The organism is Streptomyces sp. CLCI03 (assembly GCF_053615355.1).
The window spans coordinates 4,978,143-4,992,129 of record NZ_CM132132.1; the positions used below are offsets into that span (position 1 = coordinate 4,978,143).

Annotated in this window: 9 protein-coding genes; 2 read left to right on the forward strand and 7 right to left on the reverse strand. The window is 73.6% G+C overall.

Annotated features, from left to right (window positions below; all coding sequences use genetic code 11):
- Positions 1-41: 41 nt before the first annotated feature.
- Positions 42-830, reverse strand: coding sequence for an ABC transporter ATP-binding protein (locus ACWG52_RS22975; RefSeq protein ID WP_453125771.1), 789 nt, complete (start codon positions 828-830; stop codon positions 42-44).
- Positions 823-1,737 carry an ABC transporter permease gene (locus ACWG52_RS22980; RefSeq protein ID WP_389816167.1) on the reverse strand — a complete coding sequence of 305 codons (915 nt, stop codon included), beginning with the start codon at positions 1,735-1,737 and terminating at the stop codon, positions 823-825. The genes ACWG52_RS22975 and ACWG52_RS22980 overlap by 8 nt, the downstream gene beginning before the upstream one ends.
- A gap of 137 nt (positions 1,738-1,874) precedes the next feature.
- Between ACWG52_RS22980 and ACWG52_RS22985 the strand changes: the two genes are divergently transcribed.
- Positions 1,875-2,501: a TetR/AcrR family transcriptional regulator gene (locus ACWG52_RS22985; RefSeq protein ID WP_389816170.1), complete on the forward strand. Its 627-nt coding sequence runs from the start codon at positions 1,875-1,877 to the stop codon at positions 2,499-2,501.
- A 19-nt stretch (positions 2,502-2,520) separates the two neighbouring features.
- Here ACWG52_RS22985 and ACWG52_RS22990 read toward each other — a convergent pair whose 3' ends face one another.
- The 5 genes from ACWG52_RS22990 to ACWG52_RS23010 form a co-directional block, all read right to left on the reverse strand.
- A complete protein-coding gene (locus ACWG52_RS22990) occupies positions 2,521-4,767 on the reverse strand; it encodes a bifunctional glycosyltransferase/CDP-glycerol:glycerophosphate glycerophosphotransferase (protein ID WP_389816172.1) in 2,247 nt (748 codons plus the stop codon).
- A gap of 155 nt (positions 4,768-4,922) precedes the next feature.
- Complete coding sequence (locus ACWG52_RS22995; RefSeq protein ID WP_389816175.1) at positions 4,923-5,948, reverse strand: carbohydrate ABC transporter permease; 1,026 nt, start codon at positions 5,946-5,948, stop codon at positions 4,923-4,925.
- Positions 5,945-7,237: a carbohydrate ABC transporter permease gene (locus tag ACWG52_RS23000; RefSeq protein ID WP_389816314.1), complete on the reverse strand. Its 1,293-nt coding sequence runs from the start codon at positions 7,235-7,237 to the stop codon at positions 5,945-5,947. The genes ACWG52_RS22995 and ACWG52_RS23000 overlap by 4 nt, the downstream gene beginning before the upstream one ends.
- A 49-nt stretch (positions 7,238-7,286) precedes the next feature.
- A complete protein-coding gene (locus ACWG52_RS23005) occupies positions 7,287-8,645 on the reverse strand; it encodes an ABC transporter substrate-binding protein (protein WP_453125773.1) in 1,359 nt (452 codons plus the stop codon).
- Between the two features lie 97 nt (positions 8,646-8,742).
- Positions 8,743-11,670, reverse strand: coding sequence for an FtsK/SpoIIIE domain-containing protein (locus tag ACWG52_RS23010; protein ID WP_453125775.1), 2,928 nt, complete (start codon positions 11,668-11,670; stop codon positions 8,743-8,745).
- A 430-nt stretch (positions 11,671-12,100) separates the two neighbouring features.
- Here ACWG52_RS23010 and ACWG52_RS23015 point away from each other — a divergent pair, with 430 nt between their 5' ends.
- On the forward strand, positions 12,101-13,867 hold the full coding sequence (locus ACWG52_RS23015) for a serine/threonine-protein kinase (RefSeq protein ID WP_453125777.1): 1,767 nt from the start codon (positions 12,101-12,103) through the stop codon (positions 13,865-13,867).
- Positions 13,868-13,987: the final 120 nt, after the last annotated feature.

The following is a 13,987-nucleotide window of genomic DNA, read 5'->3' on the forward strand; positions in this document are numbered from 1 at the left end:
GTGCGGCGCCGCCCGGGGGCCCGGGCGGAGCCCGGGAAGGGTCAGCGGCCCGACGCGAAGGCCTCGTAGGCGTCGCAGACTTCGGAGGAGGGGCCGTCCATGCGGAGCACTCCGGCTTCCAGCCAGATCGCGCGGTCGCAGGTCTCGCGGACCGTGTTGATGCCGTGGCTGACGAGGAAGACGGTGCCCGCGCGCTCGCGGAGTTCCTCGATGCGGGCCTGGCTGCGGCGCTGGAAGGCGGCGTCGCCGGTGGCCAGGGCCTCGTCGATCATCAGGACGTCGTGGTCCTTGGCGGCGGCGATGGAGAAGCGCAGTCGGGCGCCCATGCCGGAGGAGTACGTCCGCATCGGCATGGAGATGAAGTCGTTCCTCTCGTTGATGCCCGAGAAGTCGACGATCTCCTGGTAGCGCCCGCGGATCTGCTGCTTGGACATGCCCATCGCCAGACCGCCGAGGACGACGTTGCGCTCGCCGGTCAGGTCGTTCATCAGGGCGGCGTTCACGCCGAGCAGGGACGGTTGGCCGTGCGAGTAGATCCGGCCGTGGGTCACCGGCTGGAGGCCCGCGATGGCGGCCAGCAGGGTGGACTTGCCCGAGCCGTTCGAGCCGATGAGGCCGATGGCCTCGCCCTTGTACGCGGTGAAGGTGACGCCCTTGACGGCGTGCACCTCCTTGACGCCCGCGGGCTCCTTGCGGGAGAAGACCCGGCTGAGCGCGGCGGTGGCCCCGCCCTTGCGGGCGCCGGCGCCGTGGACCTTGTACACGATGTGGACCCCGTCGGCGATGACGGTCGGTACCCGGGTGTCGGTGGTCGTCGCGGTGTCAGCCACGGCCGTACTCCTCTTCTGCCTTCCAGAACCAGATGAAGCCACCGACCCCGGCGAGCAGGGCCCAGCCGATGGCGAGGGGCCACACATGGGGCGGGAGCGAGTGGGCCTGGAAGCTGTCGATCAGCGCGAAGCGCATCAGGTCGATGTAGACGGCCGCGGGGTTGAGCTTGAGCAGCGTCAGCACCCAGTGGTGCGGCAGGTGGTCCGACTTGAGCATCTGGTCGATGGACCACATGACGCCCGAGGAGTACATCCAGGTGCGCAGCACGAAGGGCATCAGCTGGCTGACGTCCGGGCTCTTGCTGCCGATGCGCGCCATGATCATCGCGCAGCCGGCGGCGAAGACGGCCATCAGCAGGAGGGCCGGGACGGCCAGGAACCAGGACCAGGCGGGCCGCTGTCCGAAGGCCAGCAGCAGGATGACGAGGGCGCCCATGGTGACGAGCAGCTGCTGGAAGAGCTGGACGACGGTGGAGATGGGCAGGCTGGCGCGCGGGAAGTGCAGGGCGCGTACCAGGCCGCGGTTGCTGTGGACGGAGCGGGTGCCGGCGTTGATGGAGCTGCCGATGAAGTCCCAGACGAAGATGCCGGTGATCAGGAAGGGGACGTAGTCCGGCACGCCGTTGCTGGCCTTCATCACGATGCCGAAGATGAAGTAGTAGACGGCCGCGTTGAGGAGCGGGGTCACCAGGTGCCAGAGCTGGCCGAGCTTCGCCGTGCTGTAGGTGGCCTGCATACGGGCGGTCGCGTACGCGGTCACGAAGTGCCGGCGGTCCCAGAGTTCCGCGATGTAGCGGGGGAGCGTGGGGCGGGCGCCGCTGAGGGTGAGGCCGTGGGCGGCGGCGAGTCGCGCGAGCTCCGCGGAGGGCGGCGCGGGCTCGATCTTGGGTGCGGTCGCGGTGGTCACAGGTTTCGCTTTCGACGGGGTCAGTACGTCACTGCCGAGGTCGGGACGGGTCCGTATCGTCGCTACGTCGAAGCTAGGCCATGCCACGTCGGAACGCAACCGTATCGTCGTTACGTGGGCGCGGTTATGCTCTGTCCATGACCCCGGATCCCGCCACCTCCGCCGCCGCCCCCGCCCGTAGAGCCCCCGCCGGGGCCGCCGTCCTGCGCGCGGACGTGACGGAGGCGATCCGCGACGCGGTGGTGGAGGAGTTGGCCGCGGTCGGGTTCTCGAAGATGTCCATCGAGGGCATCGCCCGCCGGGCGGGGGTCGGCAAGACCGCCGTCTACCGGCGGTGGAAGTCGAAGCTGCACCTGGTGCTGGACCTGGTGGGGGCCTTCGCGGTGGACGGCCTGCCGGTGCCCGCGACGGGCTCGCTGTACGGCGACGTACGGGCCCTGCTGGAGGTCATGTCACACGTGCTGCGGCACCCGGTGGCCTCCGCGGTGATCCCCGACCTGCTCGTGGAGGCGGCACGCAACCCGGAGATCGCCGAAGCGGTGCGCGGCGCGCTGCTCGACGGGCAGCGCCGCATGGCGGAGGGGATCGTCTCGGACGCGGTCGCCCGCGGTGAACTCGCGGCGGGCATCGATCCGGCCCACGCCCTCGACCTGCTGATCGGCCCGCTCTACTGGCGCCAGGTGGTCGTCCGGGACGCGGTCACCGGGAGCCACCTCGACGTACTGGCCCACCAGGTGGTGGCGGGCCTCAAGGCGAGTTCCTAGAAGCTCCGGTTCCTGCCGGTCACGGCCGTACGGGGGTCAGGGCCGGCGTCGGCGCGGGCGCCGCGGGGGTCGGGCGGCGGTCCTCCAGGGGGACGACCGCCGGGATCGGGGCGGTCTGCCCGAGGAAGACCCGGCGCACCACCCGCTCCGCCGCGTGCCCGTCGTCGTGGGTGCAGAACCGCGCGCGGAACGCAGCCCGCAGTTGCGCGGAGCGCGAGCCCTGCCAGTGGCCCGTGCTGAAGATGTCCACCAGCTCGTCCTCGGTCCGGGCGATCGCGCCCGGTGGGCACGACCGCAGGTCGAAGTAGGTGCCCCGGGCCGCCTCGTACGCCTCCCGGTCGTCCGCGTGGATCACGATCGGCCGGTCGAGCGCCGCGTAGTCGAACATCAGGGACGAGTAGTCCGTCACCAGCGCGTCCGAAGCCAGACACAGCTCCTCCACCGAGGGATGGGAGGAGACGTCGATCAGCCGTGGGTGCGGGTCCGGGAAGGGCGGGACGTCCGCGTACGTGAGGTGGGTGCGGGCCAGGATCGTGAAACGCGGGCCCAGGTCCCGCAGCACCCGCTCGAAGTCCAGGTGGTCCGGCCGGCTGCGCCGGTAGTCGCGGTGCGTGGGGGCGTACAGGACGGCGGTCGAGCCCGCCGGGATGCCCAGGCGCTCGCGCAGCTCCAGCACCTCGGCCGGACCCGCCCGGTGGAAGATGTCGTTGCGCGGGTAGCCGTACTCCAGCGTCGTGTAGGAGGACGGGACGGCCTTCTCCCACACCAGGGTGGAGTGCCGGTTCGAGGAGAGCAGGTAGTCCCACTGGTCGGCGCCGCGCAGCAGGCCCGCGAAGTCCGTCGTCGGGGTGGCCGCCGGGCGGTCCTGGAGGTCGAGGCCCACGCGCTTGAGCGGGGTGCCGTGCTGGGTCTGGACCAGGACCTGGCCCGGGCGCTTGACCAGGGCGCGGTCGAAGTTGACATTCGTGACCAGGTAGCCGGCCCTGGCCAGGGCGGTCCAGTACGCCGCCGAGCCCGGGCGCAGCGCGGTCGTCTCGCGGGGCAGGGTCGAGGCGTGCCGCGGGTCGCAGATCCACGCCGTGCGCATCCGCGGCGCCAGCTCCCGCAGTTCGGCCTCGATCGCCGCAGGGTTGCAGGCGTAGCCGCCGTGCCAGTACGCGGAGAAGACCGCGAGTTCCGGGCGCACGGGCAGGAGGCGCTGGATCCGGTAGTGCAGGCGCAGGGCCGTCTCGCGCAGGCCCCGCCCCAGGGCCGCGGCCGCGCGGCCCAGCGCCGCTGCGCCGCCGCGCAGCGCCGACAACAGCCGGTAGGTGCGACGGGTGCCCAGCCGCATCAGCGTGTGCCGGACCCGGTCGGTCCGCGATCGCGGCGGCAGGGCGTCGCTGCCGCCGGGGACGTGGTGGCGGCGCAGCAGGGCGCAGGCGCGGGCGAAGAACTCGGCCCGGGCGGCGCGCGGGAGGCGGCGCGGGTCGGCGTACAGGGCGCAGAAGTGCTCGGCCATCCGGCGGTGCAGGGCAGGGCGCCAGCGCTCCAGCTCGGGGCGGCCGGCGAGGTAGCCGAAGACCCGGTCGTACTGGTCGAACACGTCGAGGTGGCGGCGGCTGGTGGTGGTCAGGATGGAGCCGGTGCGCCGCTGCCGGTAGTGGACGCAGACCCGGTCCAGGACGGCGACGGACTCCGCGGCCAGCAGGGCCGGGTAGGTCCAGGGGGTGTCCTCGTAGAGGCCGGGCGGGAAGGTGAGGCCCTCACGTTCCACGTACTCGCGGCGGTAGGTCTTGTTCCAGACGACCAGCAGCATGCCGAGGAGGGCCGGGCGGTCGGCGAGCCGGAAGCTGGCCGGGCCCTCCTGCGACAGCCGGTGGGAGAGGCTGTTGCGGACGAGTTCGCCGGTCCAGAAGGTGCGCGCGTAGTCGTAGACCAGGACGTCCGGGGAGCCGGTGGCCTTCAACCGGTCGGTGATGGCCTGCAGGGCGCCGGGGGCGAGGGTGTCGTCTCCGTCGAGGAAGATCAGGTAGTCGCCGGTGGCCCGCGCCAGGCCCGCGTTGCGGGCCGGTCCCGGACCCAGGTTGTGCGCCAGGTGGACGGCCGTCACCCGAGGGTCACGGGCCGCGTACTCGTCGATGATCGAACCGCAGGCGTCCGGGGAGGCGTCGTCGACCGCGATCAGCTCCAGGTCCGGGTACGACTGCCCCAGCACCGAGTCCAGACCCTCCTGGAGGTAGGCCTGGACCTTGTACGCGGGCACGATGACGCTGAACCGGGGCACGGCACATCCAGGGGTCGGCGCGGGCATTTGGCCCAGGAACCCCCGGTGTGGCGATCGGGTTACGCGGTGTGTGGCAATCGGGTTACGCCGTGTCGACGGGCCACGTCACGTGCCGTACGGAGGGCGGAGGAGGGGGCCGGGGCGCCGGGGCGGGGTCACTTGATGGCGCCGGCCATCACCCCCGAGACGAACTGCCGTTGGAAGGCGAAGAAGACGACGAGCGGGACGGCCATCGACAGGAACGCGCCGGGCGCGAGCACGTCGATGTTGTTGCCGAACTGCCGGACCTGCTGCTGGAGCGCGACCGTGACCGGCGGGTGCGCCGAGTCCGCGAACACCAGCGCCACCAGCATGTCGTTCCACACCCACAGGAACTGGAAGATGCCGAGCGAGGCGATCGCCGGTGCGCCGAGCGGCAGCACCACCCGGGCGAACAGCCGCAGTTCACCCGCTCCGTCCAGGCGGGCCGCCTCCAGCAGTTCGCGCGGGATCTCCGCGAAGAAGTTGCGCAGCAGGAACACGGCGAAGGGGAGTCCGAAGGCGGTGTGGAAGAGGACCACGCCCGCGGTGGTCTCGAACAGCCCGATGGAGCCGAAGAGTTCGGAGACCGGGATCAGTGCCACCTGCACGGGGACGACGAGCAGTCCGACGACGACCAGGAACAGCCGGTCCCGGCCGGGGAACTCCAGCCAGGCGAAGGCGTATCCGGCGAACGCGCCCAGCGTCACCACCAGCAGGGTGGTCGGCACGGCGATCGCGAAGGTGCCGAGGAGGGAGCCGGTGATGGTGTCGTTCGCCAGCAGCCGCTCGTAGTTGTCGGCCGTCAGCCGCGAGGGCGCCGTCAGCACCTGCCACCAGCCGCCGTTGTTGAGGTCGGTGGGGGAGAGGAACGAGGACAGCAGCAGCCCGAGGGTGGGCAGCAGCCAGAAGAGCGCCGCCACGACCAGGAAGACGCGCAGGGCTCCCCCGGCGAGCCGGGCGGAGGCGCGCGCGGCGTACGAAGGCCCGGTGCCGGCGAGAACGGCGGACGAGGACCTGGCGGACGAGGACCCGGCGGACGAGGACCCGGCGGAGGTGGACTCCGCCCGTGCGGGCCCGGCGGGCGAAGGTCCGGCCTGTGCGGGCCCGGCGTAGGTGGGTTCGGCCGCCGTCGGGTCCGGCGTCGCGTCGGTACCGCTCATCGGGTTCCCTCCTTGCGCAGCCGACGGATGTTCACGAGCATCACCGGGATCACCAGCACCAGCAGCAGCACCGCGATGGCGCTGCCCAGCCCCGGATCGGCGTCCGTGCCGAAGGAGGTCCGGTACAGCTGGAGCGCGAGCACGTTCGCGTCGTCCTGGACCGCGCCCGGCGCGATCACGAAGACCAGGTCGAAGATCTTCATGACGTTGATGACGAGGGTGACCAGCACGACCACCAGGACGGGCGCCAGCAGCGGGACGGTGATCCGCCGGAACACCTGCCACTCGTTCGCCCCGTCCACGCGCGCCGCCTCCGACAACTCCCGCGGTACGGCGGCCAGCCCGGCCCCGATCAGCACCATCGCGAAACCGGCCCACATCCACACGTACGCCCCGATGACCGCCGGGGTGACCAGCGCCGGGCCGAGCCACTGCACCCCCGCGTACGCCTCCCGGAAATTGGCCGCGGGCAGCCGCAGCAGGGCCCCGTCGGCCTTCGCCGACAGGGTGAAGGTGCCGTCGTCGCCGGCGGTCGCGGTGTCGACCACCCGGCCGTCCTTGACCGCCTCGATCCGCATCCCGGAGAAGCCCTGCTCGGTCGGGTCGACCACGTTCGTCGCCCCGCCCCCACCCCGGGTGAAGTCCTGCCAGACGGTGCCGGTGACCTTCCCCGGCACGGCCCCGGAGGTGCCCGCGGTACGCGTCCCGTCCGGCAGCGCCTCCGGTGCCACCCCGACCAGTGGCAACAGCACCGGGGTGCCGGCGCGGACGGGGTCGCGGGTGATGAAGGCGCCCCCGCCGGCATCCGCGAGCGGCGAGTCCCGGCCCGGGCGGGCCTTGGGGAAGGCCGAGGACTCCGCGAAGGTGTCGTGGACCCCGACCCAGACCGCGTTGGCGACCCCGCGGTCGGGATCGTGGTCGTAGACGAGCCGGAAGATGATGCCCGCGGCCAGCATCGAGATGGCCATCGGCATGAAGACCAGCAGCTTGAACGCCGTTCCCCAGCGCACCCGTTCGGTGAGCACCGCGAAGATCAGACCGAGGGCGGTGGCCGTGGCCGGGGCGAACACCACCCACAGCGCGGTGTTCCCCAGCGCGGTACGGATCGTGTCGTCGCTCAGGATCTCCCGGTAGTTGTCACCGCCGACGAAGGTGTCGCCGGAACGGTCGAAGAAGCTGCGGTAGAGGGAGTAGCCGATCGGGTGCACGACGAGCGCACCGAGCAGGACGAGCGCCGGGAGGAGGAACGCCGCCGCGATCAGGCGGCGGCGCCGCGCCTCCGCGGACACGACGCCCTTTCCGGCGGTGCGGGTGGCAGCGGCAGGGGCCGGCACGGGATCAGTTCCCGTAGGCCTTGGCCGCGTCCGCCTCCAGTTTCGCCTGGGTCCCCGCCACGTCCGACGGGTTCGCCAGGAAGTCCTGGAGCGCCTTCCACTCGCCCGCGCCCGGGGTTCCGCCGAAGGCCGCCGGAGCCTGGTCCGACATGTCGAAGCGGAAGTCGTCACCGGCGGCGATCAGCGCTTTGGCGATGTCCCGTTGGATGGCGTTCGGATAGGAGCTCGGGTTCACGGCCTTGTTCGGGGAGACGAAACCGCCCTGAGCCGCGTGGATCTCCGCCGCGTCCGGGGAAGCCAGGAAGGTCAGCAGGGCCTGCGCCCCCTTCGAGGGCTTCAGCGCGACCGCCACGTCACCGCCCGAGACCACCGGAGCCTTCGCGCCGACCGCCGGGAAGGGGAAGACGAGGGCGTCCTCACCGACCTTGGCCTGGGTCTGGGCGATGTTCACCGCCACGAAGTCGCCCTCGAAGACCATCGCCGCCGCCGGTCGGTCGCCACCGGTGAAGGTCTGCGTCACCGACTTCGGGAACTCGGTGGACAGTGCCCCGCTCGGCCCGCCCGCCAGGAAGTCCTTGCGTCCGAACAGCTCGCCGAGAGTGGTCAGCGCCTGTTTCACGCTGTCGTCCGTCCACTTGATCCGGTGCTTGGCCAACTGGTCGTACTTCTCCGGCCCGGCCTGGGAGAGGTAGATGTTCTCGAACCAGTCGGTGAGGGTCCAGCCGTCCGCGCCCGCCACCGAGACGGCCGGGGTGCCGGAGGCGGACAGGGTGTCGGCCGCGGTGATCAGTTCCTTCCAGGTCTTGGGCGGCTTCACCCCCGCCGCCTCGAAGGCCTTCGCGTTGTACCAGATCAGCGACTTGTTGGCGGCCTTGTAGTACACGCCGTACTGGGTGCCCCCGACGGCGCCGAGCGTGCGCCAGCCCTTGGAGTAGTTCGCGTCGAGCTGGGCGGTGGCCTCCGGGCCCAGCGGCTGCGCCCACTTGTTCTCGACCGCCGCCGTCAGCGCCCCGACCTGCGGGAGCAGTGCCACGTCCGGCGGCGCACCGCCCGCGATCTTCGTGCCGAGGAAGGTGACGATCGGGTCCTGGGCCGGGACGAAGGTGACGGTGGCACCCGTCCGCTTCTCGAACTCCTTCAGGACCTTGGTGAAGTTCTCCTGCTCCGGGCCCGTCCAGACAGCGGCGACCTCGATCTTCTCGCCGGGCAGTTTCGGTAACTGCACCCGCGGCGCGGCCGTGCTGCCCTCGGGGCCCTGTGGCTCCCGCGTCCCGTCGTCCCCGCACGCGGAGAGGGTGAGGGCGGCCGCCGCGGCGAGCGCCGTCCAGGTGAGTGTCGTACGGCTCGTTCCGTGCCTGCGCATGGTTCTGCCCCCGATGCCCGTGATGTGTCCTGGACCACAAGGTCTACGCCGAGCCGTGCGCCCCCGCAATACCGCCTCGCGGAGGCGCGGACGTGCGTCAGGGCGCGGGCGGGAACAGCACGGGTATCGCCGAGACCAGGTGCGAGGCCCGGTCCAGGGCGCTGGCCAGCAGTGCGAGGTCGGTGGGCCCGTTGCCCAGCTCACGTACCGGGCGGCGGGCCGGCGGATCACCCATCCGCTCCCACTCCACCGGGACCACCGTCGGCCGTTGGGTCGCCGTCCGGGGGATCCGGCCGGTGACCCGGCCGGCCTGGAACGGGACGGTCCGGCCGTCGCCGAAACGGAGCAGGCCGCGGCCCGGGCCCGGCTGGTCGGGGGCGTCGAGCTCCACCCGCAGGGTGGTCAGCCGGGCGAGCCCGGTGTCCGCCGTACGGTCCGGGCGGGCGCTGGCGGCCACCAGGTGCACGCCGAGGCGGGCGCCCTCGCGGGCCACCGCCTCCAGGGCCCGCACCACCGAGCCGGCGGCGGGGCGGCCCGTACTGCCCAGCCCCGGCGCGACCAGCGCGTCGAGGTCGTCCACGAGGACCACCAGGCGGGGCAGCGGGCTCGGCCCGGCCGGATCGGTACGGGTGGCCGCGGCCCGCAGCCGCAGGGTGCCGGTCCGCTGCGGGTCGAGGTCGCCGCGCTGCTCGCCCGGGGTGGGCCGGCGCGGCGCGACCATCCGGTCGGACACCTCGCGCTGCGCGTGCCACTCGGCGAAGGACAACTCCTCCAGCAGTTCGGAGCGGCGCTTGAGCTCCGCGCCGAGCGCCTGCGCGAACTCCCGCATGCGCAGCGGATCGGCGGCGACCAGGTGGGCGCAGACGTGCGGGAGTTCGGTGCAGGGCTGCAGCCCGTCGCCGCGCTCGCCGCCGGCCCCGTCGAGGAGGAGCAGTCCGAGCCGGTCGGGCCGGGCGGCCGCGGACAGCGACGCGGCCACCGAGCGCAGCAGCTCGGTGCGCCCGCTCCCGGCGGGCCCCTCGATGAGCAGGTGCGGGCCGTCGTGGACGAGCTCGGTGCCGACGGGGCCGCGGCGCCCGCTGCCCAGCACGATCTCGGCGAGGCCGCCCATGCCCTGCCCCTGGTCGGTGGCGGCGGCCCAACGGGCCATCAGGGAGGCCGGGGTGGCCCGGGCCAGCCCCAGCTCGTCCAGCAGCCGCGCGGTGGCGGGCAGGGTGGCCGCGGTCGTCCGGTACGGGTCGCCGGAGCCGCCGCCCTCGGCGGTGCGCAGCGGGGCGAGGGCGCGGGCGAAGCGCTCGGCCCAGGCGGCGGAGACGGCGTCGGAGGTCGCGGTGCCCCCGGACGGGACCGGCCGGCCGCCGTCGAGGGTGAAGGTGCGTACGGCCGTGGCCACGTCGCCGCTGAGCAGGGCGACCGCGCCGCAGTCCCGGAAGGCGGGCGAGCTCGCGCATGCGGCCTCGTACGTCTCGGCGACCGGTGAGGCGGGGGTGGCTGCCGGGGCCTCGGCGAGCACGAGCACGTGGATCCCGGCGGCCGGGCCGTGCGAGGCGAGCCGGCCGGTGATGTCGCGCAGCGGGCCGGCTCCGGGATCGCCGTCGAGGACGACGAGCGTGTACGGGCCCTGGTAGGCGTCGGCGGCCCGCCGGACCTGCCCGGGGTCGGCGGCGGCCCAGTGCGTGCCGAGCGGACCCTCGTCGAGGCGCCGGGTCAGCTCACCCGTACGGGCGACGGCCTGGTCGCGGTCGTAGGCGAGCAGGAGCCGGCAGTCCTGGCCGTGCGCCGGCCGGACGTGGGGCAGCCAGCCGAGCCAGCCCCAGTCGCGCCGCCGGTCGGCGAGACCGCGCGCCCGGTCGGCGGAGACGAGTACGATCTCCAGCTGCCCCGGCGCGTGCAGTGCCGCCAGCTGCGCGACCACCCAGCGGGCTGCCCCGGCCAGCCGGGCCCGCGGGCCGGCGAGCCCGAGGGCGCCGACGGCGAGCAGGGACACCCGGCTCCCGGCGCCGAGCCCGACGTCCAGGACGGCGGGATGCCCGGGCGTACGGGACCACAGACGCTCGCCGGGGCCCATCGCGGCCAGCAGCAGGGCGGCGGGATCGTCGGGGTGGGGTGCGGCGGCCACCGGTTCCTGGGGGGCCTCGGCGGGTTCCTCGCCGCGCACCCACTTGCGGGCCCAGGCGCCGAGGCCCTTCCGCCGCCCGAGGCCGGGGCCGGGGCCGGTCGAGGGGCCGGTTCCGGGGTTCGGCGGAGCACCCTGCGGCCCGGCCTCACCCACGGCGTCGGGGACCTCGGGCGCGTCCGGCACGGGCCTCGGGGCGGCCGGATCCGCGCTGCCGGGCGGACCGGCGAGGGGACCCGTGGGCGGAGCGGGGGCGACGGGCCGGGCGGAGATCGAGAGGTGGCCCTGGAGGTCCGGGGTCACCGCCAGCGCCGGAACGCCCGCCGGGGCCAGCCGCAGGGTGGACTCGCCGACCCGCAGCAGCGCCCCCGGGGGCAGGGCCACGGGCTGGGCCCCCAGCGGGGCGCTGTCCAGCGTGGTGCCGTTCGTCGAGTTCAGGTCGGCCACCGCGACCCGCCCGTCGGGGATCACCGTGACCGCGCAGTGCAGCCGGGAGACGTCGGGGTCGTCGAGGGGGACGTCGGCGTCGGCGGAGCGGCCCACCATGATCTGCCCGCTGTGCAGCAGGTGCACCCCGCCCGCGTCGGGTCCGGCGACGACGTGCAGCTGGGCCGCGCCGAGGCCGTCCTCCGGCAGCACGTCCGGCACGGGTCCGTGCAGCGCCAGCACCGCGCCGTCCACGAGCGGCGGCTCGCCGAGCACCCGCCGCTGGAGGTCGAGGCGCTCGGAGCCGGCGTACAGCACGACCGTGCCCCCGGTGTCGGGTCCGCCGACGGTCGCCGCGAGCCCGGAGGCGACCGCGGCCAGCACGGTGCCGACGGGGGCGGTGACGAGGACGTCACAGCTCGCGGGGGCGGTCGCGGTCTGGTGGCCGCTGCGCGACCCAAGGACGGTCAGCCGGATCTGCATCGCCGTCAGCGGTCCCTTCTGCGCGGTGCGTGCGCCCGGCAGGGGAATCCCGTGACATGACCGTCCGGTCGCCCCCCACCCGGCACGGACGCGTCGTCCGGTCAGGTCTGCCCGGAAGGCGGGGCTCCCGTCCCGTGCCGTCCGTACATGTGCATCCTCGCACCTGTCACGGACAACACGCCCGGCACCCGGCAACAAATGATCTTGATGTGTCGGGACCCGGGTCGGACCCCGATCGGATCCGGCCACCAAGGCGGTGGAAGACGGGGAAAATCGCCTCCGGCATACCCCGCAAACATCACCCTCCGCACATATGTGCGGCAACCAACCTCCGGGGACCCGCGTCTTCCGAGGGGACACCCCCTAGAGTGGGCCGGAAAACCACTCAGCGGATCGACCACATTCAGACGACAGCAGGGGAGCGCGAGACGTGCGGCCAGTCGGCAGCAAATACCTGCTCGAGGAGCCGCTCGGGCGCGGCGCCACGGGCACTGTCTGGCGTGCCCGCCAGAGGGAGGCCGCCGGCGCGGAGGCGGCCGTCGCGGGACAGCCCGGAGAGACCGTGGCCATCAAGGTCCTCAAGGAGGAGCTGGCCCAGGATCCCGACATCGTCATGCGCTTCCTGCGGGAGCGCTCGGTCCTGCTGCGCCTGACCCATCCCAACATCGTCCGGACCCGCGACCTCGTCGTCGAGGGCGATCTGCTGGCCCTGGTCATGGACCTGATCGACGGCCCGGACCTGCACAAGTACCTCCGCCAGAACGGCCCCTTCACCCCTGTCGCGGCGAGCCTGCTGACCGCCCAGATCGCCGACGCCCTGGCCGCCAGCCACGCCGACGGCGTGGTCCACCGCGACCTGAAGCCGGCCAACGTGCTGCTCGACGAGCGCGGCGGGCAGATGAAGCCGATGCTCACCGACTTCGGCATCGCCCGCCTCGCGGACTCCCCGGGCCTGACCCGCACGCACGAGTTCGTCGGCACCCCGGCCTACGTCGCCCCCGAGTCCGCCGAGGGCCGCCCGCAGACCTCCGCCGTCGACATCTACGGCGCCGGCATCCTGCTCTACGAGCTGCTGACCGGCCGCCCGCCGTTCGCCGGCGGCACGGCGCTCGAAGTGCTCCACCGCCACCTCAGCGAGGACCCGCAGCGGCCCTCGACCGTGCCCGAGCCGCTGTGGACGGTCATCGAGCGCTGCCTGCGCAAGGAGCCCAACGAGCGGCCCAGCGCCGAGAGCCTGGCCCGCGGGCTGCGCGTGGTGGCCTCCGGCATCGGCGTGCACTCCTCGGCCGCCGAGGTGGAGGCCGCGCTCGGCGTCGGCGCCCTCCTCGCGCCCGACCCCTCGCCGGCCCCGGTCCCCGAGACCCCGGGCGCGCCCGTCGGCGGATACGACCCGAACGGCATGACCAGCGTCCTGCCGCCGGTCGGCGCGGCCGACGCCACCTCCGTGCTGCCCATGGGGTCTCCCCGGCCCGGAGGGCCAGGGGAAGCGGCGGGCCCCGGGGCCGACCCGACCTCGGTGATGCCCCCGGTGCAGCGGCCCGACTCGCCGCATCCCTGGCAGTCGCAGATGCAGGCCGCCCGCGACCGCAACGAGCAGACGCAGATCCAGCGCCTCGACCCGAACGACGACCCGCTGCGCCGCCGCCCGCAGCGGCAGGCGCCGCCTCCGCCGCAGCACCGGCCCCAGCAGCCGCAGCAGCCGCCGCAGTACCGGCAGGGCCCGCCGCCCCCGCAGCAGCAGTACCAACAGCCGCAGCAGCCGCAGTACCGCCAGCCGCCGCAGCAGCAGTACGCACCCCCGCCGCCGCAGCACTACCAGCCGCAGCAGCCGCCCCAGCCGTACCAGCAGCAGCCTCAGCCGCAGCAGCCCCAGTACCGCCAGCCGCAGCAGCAGCCCCCGCAGCCGCCCCCGCAGCAGCGGCCGGCCCCCCGGGAGCCGCGTGAGCCGCGCCGCCGCAGCGCCAACCCGGTGCGGATCCCCGGCCTCGGCTGCCTCAAGGGCTGCCTGGTGCTGATCCTGGTGTTCTTCGTCGCCGGCTGGCTGGTCTGGGAGCTGACCCCGCTTCAGGAGTGGGTCGGCACCGGCAAGGGCTGGTGGGACCAGGTCTGGTCCTGGGGCTCCGGCGTCGTCGACTGGGTCAGCACGATCGGGGACTCCGCGGGCTCCTCGGGTTCTTCGGGGTCCGCCAAGCCCTGAAACGGACCCGCGTAGCCCCGACTTCGTGGATTTGTCGACTTCTGGGACACGATTTCGCTCGCAGAAGTGAAGGTCGCCGCGAATCCGGCCCCCTGCCGGCCTCCAATGCCCACCCGGCCG